Here is a 19,589-nt window from a genome sequence, read left to right as displayed (position 1 = left end):
TAGTATCGGATGTGCATGAACATTGGAGGGCCGATGGCTGACAATACACATGAAGGGGCACGCGTCGCAGTGATCATGGGATCATCGAGCGACTGGGAGACGATGAAGGAAGCCTGTCGGATGCTGGACCGGTTCGCTATCGTCTATACCAAGGAGGTCATCTCCGCCCATCGCACACCTGGGCGCATGGCGGAGTTCGCGCATCAGGCCCGGAGCCAGGGCATAGGGGTCATCATCGCCGGGGCTGGAGGAGCTGCCCATCTGCCGGGCATGGTGGCGGCTCAGACCACGCTGCCGGTCATCGGGGTGCCAGTGAAATCCCACGCCCTGAGCGGGGTTGATTCACTCCTGTCCATCGTGCAGATGCCCGCCGGCATTCCTGTGGCGACCACGGCTATTGGGGCGTCCGGGGCTACCAACGCCGGCCTGTTGGCGGCTTCGATTCTCTCCATCAATGATCCAAGGCTGGCTCAGGCCCTGGATGACTACCGTGCCGAGCTGGCCCGATCTGTGGAGGCTTCCAATGCCAAGCTTGTCTGAGGAGACCAAGGGAAGAATCGATCACCTGGAGCCGGGGTCCGTCATCGGTATCGTGGGTGGCGGCCAGCTGGGACGGATGATGGCCCTGAGCGCCCGCTACCACGGGTTCCGCATCGGTGTGCTGGACCCCACGCCCGATGCTCCCGCGGCCCAGGTAGCCGACTTCCAGGAGACAGCCGACTATGGGGACTTGGATGCCCTCAAGCGGCTTGCCGAACGCAGCGATGTGCTCACCTACGAATTCGAGAACGTGGATGCCGACGCACTGGATCAGGTGAGGGACCGTGTGGCCATCCCCCAGGGGACCGACCTGCTCAGGGTCACCCAGGACCGGGTCCACGAGAAGACCTTCATCAACCGCCATGGCATCGATACCGCCCCTTGGAGGCAGGTTGACAGTCTTGACCAGCTTGACGCAGCCCTAAAAGAGCTGGGAATGCCCGCTGTGCTCAAGACGCGAACCGGCGGCTATGACGGCCATGGCCAAGCGGTCCTGCGCACCAAGGAGGATCTGCAGGCCCTGAAAGGACGGATGGAAGGCCGTGACTTCCCGTCCTCCGTGCTGGAGGGGTTCGTGGACTTCGCCTTCGAGGCCTCCATACTGGTTTCAGGCAACGGGAAGGATTATGTGACCTTCCCCATGGTGCGCAACGAGCATCGTCACAACATCCTGCACATGACTCTGGCGCCGGCAAAGGTCGAGCCTGAGATGGCTGACCGGGCGCGTGACATGGCCTTGACTTTGGCCGGCGGCTTCAAGCTGGCCGGGACCTTGGCCCTTGAGCTCTTTGTCATGCCCGACGGCGGTCTGGTGGTCAACGAGTTGGCCCCGCGCCCTCATAACTCCGGTCATTACACTATCGAGGCCTGTTCCATGGACCAGTTCGATGCCCACGTCCGGGGCATCGCTGGGTGGCCCCTGCCTGACCCTCGCCTGCTCAGCCCGGCGGTCATGGTCAACGTTCTGGGCCAGCATGTGGCTCCGGTAAGAAGGCTGCTGGGTGAGCACCCTGAATGGTTCCTGCATGATTACGGCAAGGCCGAAGTGCGCACCGACCGCAAGATGGGGCATCTGACGGTGCTGACCGACGATCCTGAGCGTACTGCCCAGGATCTGGAGGCCACAGGCTGTTGGTCCGACCTGGACTGAACCGAATCCTCACATCTGCCCTGGCAATCCGGATGTAGGCTTGGTGGAGCCCAAGGAGTGTGTCTCATCATGAACGCTGGCTCATCCGTCGGCCGCCGGACGCGGCAGAAGAACGCCATCTGGAAGGTTCTTCAGGCCCAGAATGACTTCGTCTCAGCCAAGGAGCTGCACAGGCTTCTTCGGGATTCAGGCCAACGAATCGGCTTGGCCACGGTCTATCGTCAGTTGGGTTCCCTGCATATGTCCGGCAGCCTGGACTGCATTGAGCATGGAGGCATCCGCCTCTACCGGGTCTGCCTGGCCCAACGGAAGCACCATCATCATCTGGTCTGCGAACGCTGCGGCAGGACCGTGGAGATCAGCCCGCCTGATGATGGCTGGCTGAAGGCCGTGGCGTCTGAGCATGGCTTTACCGTCTCCTCGCACACCTTGGAGGTCTACGGGCTGTGCAGCAGCTGTCGGGACCGCTCCTCCGGTCAGACCGATGTCAGTGATCCTCCCGGCTCTTGGGCATGATGGTCTTGATGGCATCCCAGGCTTGCGAAGCCTTGAGATTGGGCAAGTAGGCCTGGACTACAGCCAGACCGATCTGAGCCAGCTGGGCCGGGTCGGGATAGCAGATATAGACCGGGTGCTCACTGGGCTGGAACTTCTTCTTAAAGAAGAAGAGCGAGCGGAAGCCATAGGCCGGCTCCATCAGGTCGGCCACCAGGTGAAGAGCATGCTGCAGGAAGGCGGTCCGATCTTCACCCTGACCATCGTCATCGTCTTCGCTGCTGTCCATGCCGGCCAGGGGAGCGGCCGATAGGCTCATGAATTCCGCCGTCCCCTGGTCGCGCAGCCGTTCGGCCATCCGTGCTATCAGGAACTCCATGATCCCGTTGGGACTGTCGGTTCTGTGCCGCATGAAGTCCAGGGTCCATCCAATTACCTGGCCCTGGCGGTAGGTGGGCATCCAGCTGGTCACGGCCAACACCTTGCCCTGGTCGTCCACGGCGTAGAGGATGGCCATGCGCGGATCCCTCAGCTCATCCAGGCCGCCCAGAGTGAACTTCATCTCGGGCAGGGCCTTGAGTTCGGCCCACTGCTCGGAGATGTCCACAATCTGCGATTGGACATCCCAGGAGGCATCGTTGAATGTGGTCAGCACGTCCGTGATCTTGTCGCGCTTGGCCTTGTTGATGGCTGTGCGAATGTCCTGCCACTTCTTGCCCTTGGTCTGCCAAAGACTGGGGGTGACCACCATCTCCGAGCCAACTGTCAGGGTGGACCAGCCGCGGGAGGCGAGCAGATCGCGTTGGGGCTTGTGGACGCTGTAGAAGACCGGTGACCAGGAGTGGGCACTGCAGAAGCGTGCGAATCCGTCCAGATCATCCGCATATTCGTCAGGGTCGCCGAATGGTCCAGTGGTGGTCAGGGCTATGCCGTGCAAAAGCCGGTAGGCGATGGCCGAGCGCCCGCTGTCAGAGAACCAGTAGCTGTTGCCCTCCCAGGTGGTCATGAAGGACATGCTCTCGCCCCCATACTCGACCAAACGATCGGCCTCCTGGCGCTCGCTGCCGTTCTGGATGACCGAGCTGCGCATCCAGGAGAGCAGAACCACCAGGACCGCCAGCCAGAAGATCAGCCCCACCCCATGGCTGACGATCATCCCGGTGGGCGTGCGTGGGACCAGGGCTGGGCGGAAGCGCGAGGCCACACCATTGGGCAGGTAGAGTTCGGGCAGCTGAGAGAGGGCCCTGCCGGTGGTGGGCCAGGGGTGGAAGGACCCGGGGCTTGCGGCAGTGAAGGCCAGATAGCCCATGGCTGTGGCCAGGAAGGCCAGGACGATGGCTGCCCAGCCCACCTGCAAGCGCGAGGCCTTGGTCCGCACCAGGAAGATGCGCAGGTTGCGTGCCAGGAACCAGTTGAGAATCAGCGGCGGCAGGGTGATGATCAGCAGGGAGGGCAGGGCGCCGTGGTGAATGACCCGTGGCAGGCCGTCTCCGATGGTCAGGGGGAAGACCAGGAAATAGAGTATGGCCAAGATGATGGTCAGGGTGTTGAGGACCAGACCGGTGACAGCGGCAACCCGGCGGCCATGGTAGATGCCCCAGGCCACCACCAGCAGTACCAGGGTGGGCATGATCAGGGACGAGACGCCGGTGGGTGCTTGGCCGGCGACCAGACCGTACTGGGCGTAGCAGCTGGCCTGGTTGTTCTCGGCCAGGCAGCGGGACAGGGCAGCGCTGCCGCCAGGGTCCGAACCCAGGAACATGCCCAGCGGGGTGAAGAATCCAGCGCGGATCCTGGAGGAGACGGTGACCAGAGGGCCGAGAGCCAGAACCGTGGAAATGGCCCCTAGCAGGTGGCGGGTCTCATAGGAGCCGCTGTGGCCATGCGGATTGGCGTCCTGGACCGGTCCGTGCCAGAGGTGGCCGGTCAAGTGGCCGATCAGCGCTGCAGCCAGGGCGCAATAGTAGCCGGGGTTGCCGGTATACAGCACCATCAGTATCAAGGCCGTGTAGCCTATTGTGGCGATCCTGCGTCGCCAGAGGAAGTCGCTGAAGGGGATGGAGGCCATCAGGGATCCGACCACCAGGATGATGGGGCTGAGCGTCATGGGCACTCGGATGAACCAGGCCCAATGGTCCTGGAGTGCATTGATCAGGGTGCAGATGATCAGCCCGACAGCCGCGCCGCCTATCGCGCTGATGACTGATGCCAGCACGGTGCGTCTGCGACCCAGTCGGGTCTCGGCGATGCACAGCATGACCAGCACCAGCGCCACATCTATGATCAGTTGCAGGGGGCCAGGGGTGATGACCAAGGATACCAGCAGCCGTGCGAACTGGACCAGAAGCGAGGGGTGGCCCTGGCCGTGGACCGGATGCGGAACCTGGTGAATGATCAGGTCTGACAGCGGCATGCCCAGCCGTGTCCTGCCGGGGATGCGCAGCAGCCAGATCAGCAGCCAGGTGATCAGGTTGAGCAGGACCAGCGCAAGGCTGAAAGCCAGTGCAAGAGCGTGACGTCTGACCCATCTGGTCAGGTCCCGCAGAAGCACGGTCTTGGCCGAAGGCTCCATCAGCCCGGATCCTTTATTTGTTGTCTCCATGATTGCGGCGGCTCTTTCTGCTTATCGGTTTGGACGCTCTGATCTGTCAGCGGTTCAGCCGAGGTGTGTTTCGATAATGTTCGGGAAATCTTCAACTGGTCGGGACATGGGTCCTAGTCCCATGGATTCGCCCACCCACTCCAGCCCGGGTTTCCAAGCCGTCTTGACTGTATGCCAGTCATGGCCCGATCCCTGGGTGATGACGGCCCGCACCTTCATGCCCGCCTGGTTGGCGGCCTTGGCGATGACCATCATATTGTGCTGTGACTCTTTATCGTTGGACCCGGCTGCGGTGAACAGAAGCTGGCGGGATGGCGCCCGCTCCAGCATGGCCCTGGCCGGAACCTGGGCCAGGAAGCGCTTTTGGTCGCCGCCGAAGTAGTCGCGGATCATCTGTTCCTGCCGACCCTGGGTCGGTTCCAGCTCCCCATCAGCCGGGAGCATGCTTCCATAGACGTCTGGATGCCGTGCCCCAAGCTGGGTGGAGCAGGTCCCGCCCTGGGAGAATCCGCCGATGGCCCATTGCTGGGGCTGGCTGGCGACGGGCAGTTCAGCGCGGATCCAGGCGGGAACGTCACTGCTCAGGTAGGTTTCAGCCTTCCCGTAGACCGGGGAGTCCACGCATAGGCTGTTGTGAGAGGATGCACCGTTCTGGTCGGGGGAGACCACCACTGGTGCCAGGCCGTCGTGCTGGGCGGCGTAGGCATCCATCATGGCCGGAATGGCTCCGGCGGTGAAGAGCCGGTCGGGGCTTCCGGGCTGGCCGGCCAGAAGCACGAACACAGGAAGCGCGGGCGGTTTGTCGCTCAAGGCGGCAGGCGGCAGGTAGATATCAGCTGGCCGTGCTGCGAATCGGGAGCGGCTGTTGGGGATGCGCATGCTGTAGGAGCGGCCGACGCTGGGATGCGAGGGCAGTTCGCCCCGTGAGGCCAAGGATCGCCATTGTGCTACGCTCATGGCCGGTCTGGCTGTCTTATGGTCTTTGTAGTCGGGGTAGAGGGAGACGCTGAACAGGGACCCCAGAGTGGTGAACTCCCCGTAGATGATATCCACTCGAAGCCCGGTGGAAAGCAGGCAGAGCAGGACGGTCAGGGCGGCAAGGACGCGGCGCCAGCCCCGGGCAGTGATCAGGATGCAGACGGCAAACCCCGCTGCCAGGAATCCCAAGGCCACGCTGATGATGACCATCCAGCCCAGAGAGACGCCGAAGAGCATGAAGACGTCGGAGACCAGCCAGGTGGCCAACAGCCCTAGGCCTCCTATGCCTAGGGCAATGGCCGCTTGGCGCAGCAGGGTCCGCCAGCGTCCATGCGTCAGTCCGGTCAGCGCCAGCACGATCAGGGCCAGGGCCGTCAGCGAAAATATTGACGCAGGCAGCCACCCCTGGGTCAGATGAACCTTTGCCAGCCATGCACCCATGCCATTCCTTCCAACCAAAATACATCCGCAGTTCAGTATAGGGAGTGTCCGTTCGCACAGCTGCCATTTGTGCAGTCATTCATTCTCGCCAGGACCGCATCTTCAGATTCCGGTCATGGGTTCGTCTATGGTAGATTTATTGATAATCAATCTCAGTAACGGTCGGCGAGCCTGACGACAGGTCCGTCCAGTGCCGTCGCCAGGAAGGAACCACCCATTCATGCATGCCAGCAGCCCACGCCTCCGCCGGACCCGCACCTTGGTCGCTGCCCTCCTGGCCGGACTGACCCTGCTGACCTGTCTGACAGGTTGCGGCAAGAGCGAATCGTCCTCGTCGTCCACGGGATCCGGCCCTCTGCAGGTGGTGGCCAGCATCAATCAATGGCAGTCCCTGGCCGTGGACCTGGGCGGCGACCAGGCCCGGGTGGATACCGTTCTGAGCAACACCTCGACTGATGCCCACGACTATGAGCCGACGACGGCGGACATCGCCCGGATCAGTCGTGCAGATCTGGTCATCGTCAACGGGGCCGGCATCGACGACTGGGCTGCCAAGGCCGCGGAAACCGGACAGGCCAAGCTGGTGGACGTATCCAAGGCAGCAGGGCGAAAGACCGGCGACAACCCCCATCTCTGGTTTTCCTCCCAGGGCAGGAGAGCAGCCGCCAAGGCCGTGCATGAGGCCTACAGGCAGTTGCGTCCAGACCGAGCGGCTGGCTTCGACAAGGCCTACCAGGACTGGCAGGGTCGGCAGGCCCGGCTGGACGATCTTATTGCCGATGCGCGCAAGCACACCCAGGGACGGCACTACGCGGCCACGGAATCGGCTGCCTACTACCTTTGCCATGATCTGGGCATGGAGGATCTGACCCCAGAGGGGTACCTGCGGGCGGCCGCCAACGAGAGCGAGCCCTCGCCTGAGGACCTGGTGGCCTTCCGTCATTTGCTGGCATCCGGACGCTTGGACATGCTGGTCCTCAATACCCAAGAAGTCAATCGAACCTCCAAGGAGCTGGCTGCTGAGGCTCGCAAGGCCCATGTGCCGGTCTTCGAGGTCAGCGAGCAGCGCCCCGATAAGTACCGGAACCTGGAGGATTGGATCAGCGCCTTGGTCCAGCAGGTGCCGGGTGCCAAGGCCTGATGAGTCCGCTTGCGCTTGATGTTCGCTAAGGGGTGTTTTCGTGGGGCTTGTCGTCCTTGATGGGAACAATGGCACAGGTATGGGTAAAGGCCCAGTGGGCCCAATCGCCAAAGTCAGGAGTATGCGGTGAAGGATCGTAAGCGTCAGCCCGGCCGGTGGACATCCTGGATGCAGAACATGACCGGACGTCTTCGGGTACGCGGGTGGGTCTACCTGCTCGCCTTCATCCTGATTGACTTCCTGTCGGTGGGCATCCTGCAGTGGGGGGTCTCTCTGAACAGCTCCCGCGTCGAGCTGTCCAACCCGCTGATCGGATTCTGGGGCTTCATCTCGGCCATGTGGACCCAGCGTCGGTTCGTCCTGGTGCTCAACATGCTGGCTGTGGGCCTGGTCTACCTGGCTCTGACCTACCTGGCCAATCGCTTCTGGGCGGCATCAGGCCTGATTCTGGCCATCTGTGCGGTCATTGCGGTCATTGAACGCTTCAAGGTGCGTGCCCGTTATGAGGCCATCCTGCCCTCGGATCTGGATTTCCTCCATGCTGATGCGGCCAACCTGGTCTCCTTCCTGCCGGCCCGGTCCCTGATCATGATCGGGCTGGGTGTTGTGGCCCTGATCGTCCTCGGAGCGCTGTGCTGGGTGCTGACACGGATGGATGCCCGTCGCGGCCGTCCGGTGGCCACTGGCAACAAGCCTTTGGGTGCGGGACTCCGTACAGCAGGTGTTCTTGTTCCGGTTCTGGTGGTGGCGGTGTTCATGTCCACTGTGGGCACCTACGGCAGTCCCGCCTATCGTTTCTCGCAGTTCATGGGCGACAAACCCTCCATGTGGGACTCGGTCTATGACGCCCAGCGCAACGGGGTCTTCGTGTCATTCTCCCGGCAGCTGCGGCCCAAGGTCATGGACCAGCCCGCAGGATACAGTCGTGCCACCATGCAGTCTCTGGCCCATCGCTACCAGCTTTCGGCGGACCGCATCAACCATGACCGCAAGTCCTATATGAATGAGTCGAGCCTGGTCTATATCCTCTCTGAGTCGTTCTCGGATCCCACACGGGTGCCGGGCGTCGCGCTCAACCAGGACCCCATGCCTCATATCAGATCCATCAAGGAGGGCACCACCAGCGGGCTTATGCTCTCCTCCGGCTATGGCGGGGGAACGGCCAATCTGGAGTTCCAGGCCATGACCGGCCTGTCCATGGCCAACTTCGATCCCTCGCTGACCTCCCCCTATCAGCAGGTCATCCCTCACCTGAACTGGATACCCACGGTCAATCAGGCCTGGGGGACGCCATCCAGGTCCCTGGCCTTCCACCCCTACGAGTCCTCCATGTATTCCAGGGCCGAGAACTACAAGAAGTTCGGCTTCTCGCATTTCTACTCGCTGACCGGTCCTGACCAGATAGCCCACCAGGACCGCATCGACCGCAGCCAGTATGTGGGGGATCGCTCCGCCTACGACTCCGCCTTGGAGCAGATGGGCGACGACAGGGGCAACCAGTTCGTCGAGGTCATCACCATGCAGAATCACATGCCCTACAACGACTGGTATGACAACAACGGCTTCTCGGTCAGTTCATCCGACCCCAACAGGCCCTTGGGCGACGATGAGATGCAGTCCATACGCACCTACGCCAAGGGGGTCAGCCTGAGCGATCAGGCTACCGCCGATTTCCTGAACAGCCTCGATTCCCAAAGCAAGCCGGTCACCGTGGTCTTCTACGGGGATCACCTGCCTGGCATCTATGGCACGGCGAGCTGGGACGAGCGCAACTCCCTGGCCCTGCATCTGACCGATTACTTTATCTGGTCTAACAAGGCCTCGGATGCTTCGGGAACGCAGGTAAGCAACAGTGCCTATTCCTCGCCTAACTTCTTCCAGGCCCAGGCGGCCGAGCACATGGATGCCAAGGTCTCGCCCTTTACGGCCTTCCTGACCGAGCTACACGACAAGATCAGTGCCATCGAGCCTCCGGTGGCCAACCAGATCCAGGACTGGAACAGAATACCGGCAGGGCAGACCAACTATCTGAATGCCCAGGGCCAGCCCATGAATGCCCGAGACTTCGACAAAGCCACCCGACAGCTCCTGAACGACTACAAGCTGATTCAGTACGACATCATGGCCGGCAAGCACTACCTGCAGGGGACTGGCTTCAACACCACGCCTACCCGCCGCTCCGATGCTGCCCGGCAGAAGGCCGAAATGGAGCGTCAGGCCAAGGTAGAGGCCAAGAAGCAAGCCCGCCTCGAGGAGAAAACCCAGGATAAGGACAGCGAGAACACGACCAGCTCGGCCAACTAGGCTTCCAGCCCGCGGTGGCCGATGTCGTGCCGATAGAAGAGGCCCGGCATCGACAATCCGTCCAGCCGGTCATAGACCCGACGGGCTGCCTGGGCCAGGTCGGCGCCTTGGGCCATGACCAGGGCGGTCCTTCCTGAGGAGGACGTCAGACCAGTGGAAGCCGAGCCGGACACTCCGGCGTAGTAGGCTCTGAGATCCTGCTCCGGGGCGATCAGCGGCACGGGCACCCCGGTCTTGGGATTGCCGGGATAGCCCTGGGCTGCCAGAACCACCCCCAAGCGGCTGTGGGAGTCGTCCCAGGTGAATTGCGGCTCTTCGCCCTCCATCAGCGTGCGGATGGCCGTGCCCAAGTCGCTGGTCAGCGCAGGCAGCACCACCTCGGTCTCCGGGTCCCCCAGTCGCGCATTGAATTCGATGACCTGGGGGCCTTGGTCGGTGACCATCAATCCTGTGTAGAGGACTCCGGTGAAGGGGCTGCCTTCCTGAACCAGGGCACGGACGGTGGGTGCAACGATGGTATCCAGGGCCTTTTGGGTCAGTTCCGGGCCGAACTGTGGCAGAGGGGAGTAAGCCCCCATGCCGCCGGTGTTGGGACCCCGATCCCCGTCATAGGCGGGCTTGTGGTCTTGTGACAGGGGCATGGGCCAGAACTGCTCACCCCGGACGAAGCACATGAGCGAGCACTCCTGACCGACCAGCTGATCCTCGATGACCACTTGGGCTCCGGCCTGTCCGAACTTATGATCGATGAAGATGTCATCCAGGGCCCGGATGGCCTGGTCAAGGTCGGCGGCCACCGTCACGCCCTTGCCTGCAGCCAGCCCGTCAGCCTTGATGACTACGGGTGCGCCGTGCGAGCGCACATAGGACTTGGCTGTCTCGAGGTCATGGAAGACCGCATAGTCGGCGGTCGGAATTCCATGCCTGCGCATCAGGTCCTTGGCAAAGCCCTTGGATCCCTCGATGCGGGCCGCAGCCTTGGTAGGACCAAAGGCGGGGATTCCGGCAGCCTGCAGGTCGTCGACCAATCCAGCCGTCAAAGGGGCTTCGGGTCCGACGAAGACCCAGTCGATCCTCAGCTCGCGTATTGCAGCGATCAGTTTTTCTGGCTGCGAGGAATCCTCCTGCAGCAGGCTGATGCCGTCCGGCTCCATACCCGGGTTGCCTGGGGCGCACCAAACCCGATCCACTCCTGGTCCGGACAGCAGGGTGGTGGCGATAACGTGCTCCCTGGCTCCCGAGCCGATGACCAGTACCTTGTCCGCCATGATGGGCTCCTCTCGCTATTACTGACGACCGTTGTCGTTAAGGATGACCTGCTGACCGTTTTGAGCATCTGTCACCTGTCCGATCAAGGCGTAGGGCTCCTGCTCCTCATCCAGGACTGCGCGGGCCTGGTCCAGCTGGTCAGGAGAAACCACCAGAACCATCCCAATGCCCATGTTGAAGATGTTGTACATCTCCAGATGGTCGACCCTGCCCATCTCTTCGATCATGGTGAAGATGGGCGGCACCTTCCAGGCATTCAGGTCGAAGCTGGCAGCCAGCCCCTCGGGCAGGATTCGCGGCACCTTCTCCACGAAGCCGCCGCCGGTGATGTGTGCTGCGCCCCTGAGCAGGCCCGAGGCGAAGAGCGGGCGCAGGGCCTTGACGTAGATACGGGTGGGGGTCAGCAGCTCCTCTCCCAGGGTCCGTCCATCAAGCTGGTAGGGCCGATCCTCCAGCTTCATGCCCCCCTGGTCCAGCAGGACCTGACGAATCAGGGAGAAGCCGTTGGAGTGGACGCCAGAGGAGGGCAGACCGATCAGCTGGTCGCCTTCCTTGATGGCCGAACCGTCCACCAGGGACTCCCGTTCGACCACACCCACGGTGAATCCGGCCAGATCGTATTCGTCCGGCTGGTACATGTCGGGCATCTCGGCGGTCTCCCCGCCTACCAGGGCAGCCCCAGCCTGAACGCAGCCGTCGGCCACGCCCTTGACCACTTGCTCCAGCAGAGCCGGATCGTTGTGTCCGCAGGCGATGTAGTCCAGGAAGATCAGCGGCTCGGCCCCCTGGGCGATGATGTCATTGACACACATGGCCACGCAGTCCTGGCCGATGGTGTCATGGCGGCCGGCTTCCCGGGCCACCATCAGCTTGGTGCCCACGCCGTCAGTGCCCGAGACCAGGACCGGGTGGCGGTAATTGAGCGCAGACAGATCGAAGTCGCCGCCGAAGCCGCCGATGTCGCCGGCGCCCGGCCTGCGGGTCCTGGCCGTGTGGGAGCGGATCCTGTCGATCAATTCGTATCCGGCCTCCACCGATACCCCAGCCTGCTCATATGCCTTCGGCATGGATGCCCCTTTCTCTGCGCTGTCTGTTCTGCTCTTCGCTAGTGCTCATTGGTCTGTCTTCTGCCCCGACCCCGCAGGCATGTCAAGCCCGTAGGATCCTTTGGAGGCTTCCAGCCGGGCCCGGTCCTCTGGGGTCAGCGAGGCCAGGAAGCCCTGCTCGTAGTCGTCAAGCCGCGTTGGGTAGTCTCCGTTGAAGTAGGCCACGCAGAGTCCCTGGTAGGGTGCATCACGACCCAGGCCGATGGAATCCACCAGACCGTCCAGACTCAGGTAGGCCAGGGAATCGGCCTCGATGGCTTCTCTGATCTGCTCCACGGACTTCTTGGCAGCAATCAGCTCGGAGGTCCGTTGGATGTCGATGCCGTAGTAGCAGGGGTAGCGCAGGGGAGGGGAGGCGATGCGCATGTGCACCTCGCTGGCCCCAGCCTCCCGGAGCAGGCGGACGATTCTGCGCGAGGTGGTGCCTCGGACGATGGAATCGTCGATGACCACCACTCGTTTGCCGGCTACAACGCCGCGCACAGCGGCCAGTTTCATTCTGACGCCCTGCTCGCGCATGGCCTGGCTGGGCTGGATGAAGGTGCGGGCCACATACTGGTTCTTGATCAGCCCCATCTCGTTGGGCAGCCCGGCCGCCTCGGCATAGCCTGAAGCGGCGGACAGGGAGGAGTTGGGCACCCCGATGACCATGTCGGCGTCCACCGGGGCCTCACGGGCCAGCCTCGCGCCCATTCTCTTGCGGGCCGAATGGACGTTGACCCCATAAATATTGGAGTCGGGCCTGGCGAAGTAGATGAACTCCATGGAGCAGATGGACAGGCAGGTCTGATCGGTATAGCTCTCGATGCTGTAGCCCGAGTCGTCCACCCGGACGATTTCGCCGGGACCGATGTCCCGCACCAGCCTGGCGCCGACCAGGTCCAAGGCGCAGGTCTCCGAGGCCAGGACATAGGCCCCTCCTGGCAGCTGGCCCAGGGAAAGGGGACGGAAGCCGTTGGGATCCATGGCTCCGATCATGGCATCCTCGGTCATGAGCAGGTAGGCGAAGCCGCCATGGACCTGGCGCAAGGCCTGTTTGAGCGCCGCCATGAAGTCCTTTTCAGGGCTGCGCCGAATCAGGTGCATGAGCACCTCGGTGTCGGAGTTGGAGTGGAAGATGGCCCCCTGATCCTCCAGCTGCGCCTTGAGGCTGTTGCAGTTGGTCAGGTTGCCGTTGTGGGCCAGGGCTATGTCCCCGTCATGGAAGCGGAAGACGAAGGGCTGGATGTTCTCGATGGACCCTGAGCCGGTTGTGGCGTAACGAACGTGGCCGATGGCCCGGTCACCGGTCAGCGGTGCCAGGCTGGACTCGTCCGGGAAGACCTGAGTCAGCAGGCCCAGGCCCCGCCGTCCTATCAGGTGCCCCTGGTCGTTGGAAACGATGCCGGCGCCCTCCTGGCCGCGGTGCTGCAGGGCATGCAGGCCGAAGTAGGTCAGCCGGGCAGCGTCGGGGTGCCCCCAGACGCCGAAAATCCCGCACTCCTCGTGGATGCCTTCAAGCTCCAACGACATGGTCTATGTCCTTTCCCCTAGGCGGCAAAGTAGTCCACTCCCGACTGGAAGAGCGGCTGCGTGCGGTTTCCGGGCACGTTGAGATACAGGTCGGGACCGCTGCGCTCCGTGTGGCCCATCTTGCCCAGCACCCGGCCGTCCGGGCTGGTGATGGCCTCGACGGCCATGTCGGATCCATTGGGGTTGACCAGCGGATCCATGGAGGGACGGCCCTGCTCATCTACATACTGGGCTGCCACCTGTCCTCGGTCGATCAGGGTGCGCAGGAGGCCGGGCTCGGCCACGAACCGTCCTTCCCCGTGGCTGATGGGCATGGTGTGGATGTCGCCCACCCGGCAGGCGCTCAGCCAGGGGGAGCGTATGGAGCTGATCCGGGTGTGGACCAGACGGCTCTGATGGCGACCGATGGTGTTGACGGCCAGGGTGGGATCCTCGGGCGAGCCGGTGACGATTTTGCCATAGGGAACCAGGCCCAGCTTGATCAGCGCCTGGAAGCCGTTGCAAACGCCCAGAACCAGCCCGTCCCGGTCCTGCAAAAGCTCCTGGAGGGCGTCGGCTACCTGGTTGGAACGCAGGAAGGATGCCACCAGTTTGGCCGAACCGTCTGGCTCATCGCCGCCGGAGAAGCCTCCGGGCAGCATCAGTATCTGGCTGCTGCGGATGGCCCGGGCCAGGCGGCTGGAGCTTTCGGTCACGTCCTCGGCATTCAGGTTGCGGATGACCACGGTATCCACCTGGGCTCCAGCGTCCTGGAAGGCCCGTGCGGAGTCGAACTCGCAGTTGGTGCCGGGGAAGACGGGCATGACCACCCGGGGGCGTGCGGTCTTGGCATACCCCCTGGTTCTGCGCGCCGCTGGCCTGCCGGGCTCACGGTCGGTACGGCCGATGGTCGGCACCTGGTCGCCTTGGCCCCGGTACGGGAAGATGCCTTCCAATCCCCTGGCACGGATTTCCTCAAGCTCAGCCAAGTCCAGATCCTCGCCGCCGCAGCGCAGACGATAATCCTCGCGAGTGTGTCCAAGGAGGCGCAAATGCAGGCCGGAATTCTGAATGAACAGGGGCTCCGGACCCGAGGTCTCCAGGATGAAGCTTCCATAGGCGGGGCGGAAGAGCGCAGATATAGCAGTGTCTGATGCCAGATCCAGCCCGATCCTGTTGCCTATGCACATTTCCATCAGGGACTGTGCCATGCATCCGTAGCCCGGAGTGGCTGCAGCATCCACCAGGCCCTGGCTGATCATCGATTCCACCTGGTCCATGACGGTCCGCAGGCTCTCCGGATCGGGCAGCAAACCGTCCTCTTGGTATTCGGGCGCCAAGAGATAGACCTGACGGTCAGCCGCCTTGAATTCGGGGGAGACTGCATCCTTGGCCTGCCCCAGGGCCACAGCAAAGCTGATCAGTGTGGGCGGCACATCCAGGTCCTCGAAGCTGCCGGACATGGAGTCCTTGCCGCCTATGGCCCCCACCGCCAGGTCCAGTTGGGCCTGGAGGGCGCCAAGGACGCCGGCCACTGGCAGGCCCCATCGCCGGGGGTCGCCGCCGGGCTTGGGGTAGTACTCCTGCAGGCTCAGGTGGGCATGGGAACGGCTGAAGCCAGAGGCCACCAGCTTGGCCAGGCTCTCGACCACGGCCAGGTAGGCGCCGGTGTATGGGTCCTGGCTGCTGATCCAGGGGTTGAATCCCCAGGCCATGGCCGAGGCGGTGGCAGTGTGCCCATCCACGGGCAGCTTGGCCACCATGGCCTGGGCCGGTGTCAGCTGTCGGGCTCCGCCGAAGGGCATGAGGACGGTGCCTGCGCCGATGGTGGAGTCGAACTGTTCGGCCAGACCCTGCTGGGAGCAGACGTTGATATCTGCAAGCAGGGCCTTCATGCGCGCGTCCAGGTTGCCTTGGACCTCGAAGGGGGCATGGTAGGGAGCAGGGACCGCCACCTGGGCATCGGCCTTATGAGGGGCGCCGTTGGAAGCCAGGAAGGATCGGGGGATGTCCACGATGGTCTCTGATCGCCAGGTCATCCGCAGCCGGGGTTCTTCGGTGACCTCGGCGATGACGGTGGCCTCGAGGTCCTCCTGCTGGGCGTAGTCGATGAAGGCGGGCGCATCTTCGGCAGCCAGGGCCACGGCCATGCGCTCCTGGCTCTCGGAAATGGCGATTTCGGTCCCGTCCAGCCCCTGGTACTTGAGCGGCACCCGGTCCAGGTCCACGTTCAGCCCGTCCGCCAGTTCGCCCACAGCCACGGCAACGCCGCCGGCTCCGAAGTCATTGCAGCGCTCAATCAGCCTGGCCGCCTCCTGACGGCGGAAGAGGCGCTGGAGCTTGCGCTCCTCAGGGGCATCGCCCTTCTGCACCTCGGCTCCGCAACGTTCCAGACTTTCTTCATTCTGGGACTTGGAAGCCCCGGTGGCGCCGCCGATTCCGTCGCGGCCGGTCCTGCCGCCCACCAGGATGATCAGATCGCCGGGTGCAGGCCGCCGGCGGATCACATGGTCGGCCGGTGTGGCAGCCACCACAGCGCCCACCTCCATCCGCTTGGCCGCATAGCCTGGGTGGTAGATCTCCCGGACCTGCCCGGTGGCCAGCCCGATCTGGTTGCCATAGGAGGAGTAGCCATCGGCTGCCTGACGGACGATCCGGCTCTGGGGCAGCTTGCCGGGCAGGGTCTGATCCAGCGGTTGACGGGGATCTGCTGCCCCGCTGACCCTCATGGCCTGGTAGACGTAGCCCCTTCCGGACAGGGGATCACGGATGGCTCCGCCGATGCAGGTGGCTGCACCACCGAAGGGCTCGATCTCGGTGGGATGGTTATGGGTCTCGTTTTTGAACAGGAAGAGCCAGTCTTGATCCTGGCCGTCCACGTCGACCTTGGTCCGGATAGTGCAGGCGTTGACCTCCTCGGACTGGTCCACGTCGTTCAGGATGCCGCGCTTCTGCAAGTACTTGGCTCCGATGGTGGCCATGTCCATCAGGCATTCAGGTCGGTCCTGACGGCCCAGCTCTCCTCGGATTGCCCGATACCGTTCCAGCGTGGTCCGTACTCGGGGGTTGTCCGCCTCGATTCGCTCCAGCCTGGTGTTGAAGGTGGTGTGCCGGCAGTGGTCCGACCAATAGGTGTCGATCACCTTGAGCTCGGTCAGGGTCGGGTCGCGCTTTTCCTGGCGGTAGTGATCCCGGCAGAAGCGGGCATCCGGCAGATCCATGGCCAGGTCCAGCTTGTCGATCAATGCTTCCAGTCCAGGATCATCCAGATCGCGGAACCCGTCCAATACGGGCACTGGATCCGGATCGTCGTCAGGCATGGCCAGGGTCTTGGGCTGCTCCAGCCCTACCACCCGTGAGTCGACCGGATTGACCAGGTAATTGCGGATGGCCTCTATTTGCTCGGCATCCAGTTCGCCCTGGAGCAGGTAGACAGTGGCTGTGGCCACCAAGGGGCGGGCGCCCTGGCCGATAAGCTGGACGCATTGGGCTGCGGAGTCGGCTCGCTGATCGAACTGGCCGGGCAGGGGGGCCACGGCGAAGAGCATGGGGGAGTCCAGCGGCGGCAGGTCCTCGTCGCCCTTCATGCGCAGGGCCTGCCCCAATTGGGTGGCCACCAGGTCGGTCTGGGGCTGGGCGAAGACCGTGGGCAGGCAGCGTTTGAAGAGGTCTTCGTCGATGCCTTCCAGATCGTAGCGGTTGAACATGCGCAGGCCGGTCAGCCCTTGCACGCCCGGCAGGGTGCGCAGCTGTTCGGCAAGCCTGTCGGCGGCCTGGTCGAAGCCCCGCTTTTTCTCGGTATAGACACGGAAGAGCACAATGGATCCTTTCGCGATGGACTGGTTGGGGACCAATGAAAAACCCGGAGGCGATATGCTCGCTCCCGGGTCGACCGATTCAGCTGTTCGATTGGCTTTCGCGCTCCTCCAATTCGGTCAGCCCATCCAGAATGGTTTGATAAGCCGGAATGATGCTGCCCAGGTCCCTGCGGAAGATGTCCTTGTCCAAGTGGGTGACCTGGCCGTCATTATTGTTGCCGATCGCCCAGAGCCGGCAGGTGTCGGGGGTGATCTCGTCGCCGAGAAGGATGATGCCCGAGCCGGTCTTGCCCATTTCGATCTTGAAGTCCACCAGCTCCACGTTGATGGCGCGGAAGATGCTGGTCAGGGCCCCGTTGATTTCCCGGGTCTTCGCGGCGATGATGTCCAGATCCTGCTCAGTGGCCAGTCCCAGGGCCAGGATGTCGTCCCGGTTGATAAACGGATCATCCAGGGGATCGGACTTATAGAAGAACTCCAGCACCGGCTGCTTCAGGGCGGTGCCTTCCTCAACCCCGTACCGCTGGGCGAAGGAGCCTGCGGCCCGGTTGCGCATGACGATCTCCAGCGGGAACATGTCCAGCCGGCGGTTGAGTTGTTCGGTATCCGAGATGCTGCGTACGAAGTGGCTGGGGATCCCCCGGCGGGCCAGCAGGGAGAATATCACCGTGGTGATCCTGTTGTTCAGTCTGGCCTTGCCTTCGATATTGGCCTTCTTGGCCCCGTTCCCCGCGGTGGCCTGGTCAGTGTACTCAACCCAGAGTATGTCCGGGTCATCCGTCTCGTACAGTTTCTTGGCCTTGCCTTGATAGCGCATTCCCAACTTTTCCACTGTTCGCCTTCCTCGAGTTTGTTGCGAATTGGAAACTTCTGCACTGCTTGGGACACGACCACCATAGCAAGCCCGGGTTACATCCCCGTGCCCACCCGGGGTTTCAGATCGTGGACCACGGCTTCGGCACGCTTGGTGGCAGTCTGCAGGTCAGGGCCCAGGGCCAGGGCCACGCCCATGCGGCGCAGGCCATGCACTTCCGGCTTGGAGAAGATGCGCAGATCGGTGCCTGGGTGGTCCAGGGCCTGCGGCAAGCCTTGGAAGCTGACCGGTCCCTGGCCCCTGACCAGGATGGGCCGGCTGACCGCGCATGCGCCTTCCGGCAGACTCAGGGCCAGATCCTCCTGGTGGACGGGAATGCCCAGGATGGCCCGGGCGTGAAGGTCGAACTCGCTCAGCCGTTGGGAGATCATGGTCACCATGCCGGTGTCATGGGGGCGCGGCGCCACCTCGTTGAAGAGCAAGGAGCCGTCGCGCAGGACGAAGATCTCCACACCGTAGATCCCCCAACCGGTCTCGCCGCTCTGGCGGGCCAGGGAGGTCATGGCCTCAACCAACCGGGTGGCCATGCTCCGGGCCTGCTGCAGGATGTCAGCATTCAGATCCGCCGGTTGCCAGGAGAGGCGGTAGTCCCCGTCCTCCTGACGCTGGCCGATGGGCGTGCAGGTGGCCACGCCGGCGCAGGAGGCCACGGTCAGAACCGTCAGCTCATGGGCCAGGGGGGCCAGGGCCTCCACGATGACCTCGGCCTTGCCCTGGTGCCTGGTGGCTGCCCGGCCTTGGGTCAGTGCCGAATTCCAGGCTTGAGACAAACCCTCCCTGCTTCGCACCAGAGTCTGTCCGTGGCCGGAGGAGCTCATCAGGGGTTTGACCATGCAGGGGTAGCCCACCTGGTCCGCCGCGCTGGCCAGCTCTTCGGGGGAGTCGGCGAATCGGTAGGGAGTAGTGGGCAGGCCTACCTGTTCGTGGGCGAAGACGCGCAGGGCCCTGCGATCCATGCACATGGCCGCCAGGGGGGCGGCAGGCACTACCTGGATGCCCCGGGCCGCGGCACCGACCAGGCGGTCTGTGGCGATGGCCTCCACTTCAGGCACGATCAAATCGGGGTGGACCTTGTCGATCAGGTCCTCCAAAGCCTGCGGATCGCTCATTTTCACCTGGTAGCCGGCATGGGCCACCTGGGTGGCCGGTGCGCCAGGGTAGGAGTCCGCCGCGCCAACCCAGGCACCCAGCCGCATCAGACTGATGGCTATCTCGCGGCCGAGTTCGCCGGCTCCTAGGAGAAGGACTCGTGTAGGTCTTGGCCCCAGAGGAGAGCCGAACGGTCGCTCCCCGGGATTGATGGTGTTGATAATCCGCTGCTGACCGGATGCGCTCATACCCATATTCTGCCACCGACCCATCGACCAAGCAGGCGGTTTA

Annotated in this window: 13 protein-coding genes; 5 read left to right on the top strand and 8 right to left on the bottom strand. The window is 63.4% G+C overall.

Annotation, left to right across the window (positions count from 1 at the left end; genetic code table 11):
* Positions 1-33 precede the first annotated feature (33 nt).
* The 3 genes from purE to H3T92_RS01640 all read left to right on the top strand — a co-directional run bounded on the left by purE (position 34) and on the right by H3T92_RS01640 (position 2,206).
* The gene (purE, locus tag H3T92_RS01650; RefSeq protein WP_024626635.1) at positions 34-540 is read left to right on the top strand and encodes a 5-(carboxyamino)imidazole ribonucleotide mutase; all 507 of its coding nucleotides are present in this window, start codon (positions 34-36) and stop codon (positions 538-540) included.
* Positions 524-1,690, top strand: a complete 1,167-nt coding sequence (gene purK / locus H3T92_RS01645) for a 5-(carboxyamino)imidazole ribonucleotide synthase (protein ID WP_198189281.1) — start codon at positions 524-526, stop codon at positions 1,688-1,690. The genes purE and purK overlap by 17 nt, the downstream gene beginning before the upstream one ends.
* 69 nt (positions 1,691-1,759) lie before the next feature.
* Positions 1,760-2,206, top strand: a complete 447-nt coding sequence (locus H3T92_RS01640; RefSeq protein WP_198189280.1) for a Fur family transcriptional regulator — start codon at positions 1,760-1,762, stop codon at positions 2,204-2,206.
* Here the strand turns inward: H3T92_RS01640 and H3T92_RS01635 are convergent.
* A complete protein-coding gene (locus tag H3T92_RS01635) occupies positions 2,178-4,787 on the bottom strand; it encodes a bifunctional lysylphosphatidylglycerol flippase/synthetase MprF (RefSeq protein WP_232341821.1) in 2,610 nt (869 codons plus the stop codon). The genes H3T92_RS01640 and H3T92_RS01635 overlap by 29 nt on opposite strands.
* Before the next feature lie 54 nt (positions 4,788-4,841).
* Positions 4,842-6,206 (bottom strand): alpha/beta hydrolase, encoded by a 1,365-nt coding sequence (locus tag H3T92_RS01630; protein ID WP_198189279.1) that lies wholly within the window; start codon positions 6,204-6,206, stop codon positions 4,842-4,844.
* A gap of 220 nt (positions 6,207-6,426) precedes the next feature.
* Here H3T92_RS01630 and H3T92_RS01625 point away from each other — a divergent pair, with 220 nt between their 5' ends.
* Complete coding sequence (locus H3T92_RS01625; protein WP_198189278.1) at positions 6,427-7,347, top strand: metal ABC transporter solute-binding protein, Zn/Mn family; 921 nt, start codon at positions 6,427-6,429, stop codon at positions 7,345-7,347.
* A gap of 126 nt (positions 7,348-7,473) precedes the next feature.
* Complete coding sequence (locus tag H3T92_RS01620; RefSeq protein ID WP_198189277.1) at positions 7,474-9,651, top strand: LTA synthase family protein; 2,178 nt, start codon at positions 7,474-7,476, stop codon at positions 9,649-9,651.
* Here H3T92_RS01620 and purD read toward each other — a convergent pair.
* The 6 genes from purD to purT form a co-directional block, all read right to left on the bottom strand.
* On the bottom strand, positions 9,648-10,919 hold the full coding sequence (purD, locus tag H3T92_RS01615; RefSeq protein WP_198189276.1) for a phosphoribosylamine--glycine ligase: 1,272 nt from the start codon (positions 10,917-10,919) through the stop codon (positions 9,648-9,650). The two genes, H3T92_RS01620 and purD, sit on opposite strands and share 4 nt — an antisense overlap.
* An 18-nt stretch (positions 10,920-10,937) precedes the next feature.
* Entirely contained in the window at positions 10,938-11,987 is a 1,050-nt protein-coding gene (gene purM / locus H3T92_RS01610; RefSeq protein ID WP_198189275.1) for a phosphoribosylformylglycinamidine cyclo-ligase, read from the bottom strand.
* Positions 11,988-12,032: 45 nt separating this feature from the next.
* Positions 12,033-13,538, bottom strand: coding sequence for an amidophosphoribosyltransferase (gene purF / locus H3T92_RS01605; RefSeq protein WP_045924674.1), 1,506 nt, complete (start codon positions 13,536-13,538; stop codon positions 12,033-12,035).
* 17 nt (positions 13,539-13,555) lie between these two features.
* Positions 13,556-17,335, bottom strand: coding sequence for a phosphoribosylformylglycinamidine synthase (locus tag H3T92_RS01600; RefSeq protein ID WP_198189415.1), 3,780 nt, complete (start codon positions 17,333-17,335; stop codon positions 13,556-13,558).
* 79 nt (positions 17,336-17,414) lie between these two features.
* Positions 17,415-18,167 (bottom strand): phosphoribosylaminoimidazolesuccinocarboxamide synthase, encoded by a 753-nt coding sequence (gene purC, locus H3T92_RS01595; RefSeq protein WP_045924672.1) that lies wholly within the window; start codon positions 18,165-18,167, stop codon positions 17,415-17,417.
* Positions 18,168-18,244: 77 nt separating this feature from the next.
* The gene (gene purT, locus H3T92_RS01590; protein ID WP_415873687.1) at positions 18,245-19,552 is read right to left on the bottom strand and encodes a formate-dependent phosphoribosylglycinamide formyltransferase; all 1,308 of its coding nucleotides are present in this window, start codon (positions 19,550-19,552) and stop codon (positions 18,245-18,247) included.
* Between the last annotated feature and the right edge of the window lie 37 nt (positions 19,553-19,589).

This window comes from Bifidobacterium sp. W8112 (assembly GCF_016101425.1).
In the GTDB taxonomy this organism is placed as follows: Bacteria; Actinomycetota; Actinomycetes; order Actinomycetales; family Bifidobacteriaceae; genus Bombiscardovia; species Bombiscardovia apousia.
Note: the sequence above shows the minus strand (reverse complement) of the source record. Positions and strands in the feature narration are given on the sequence as shown.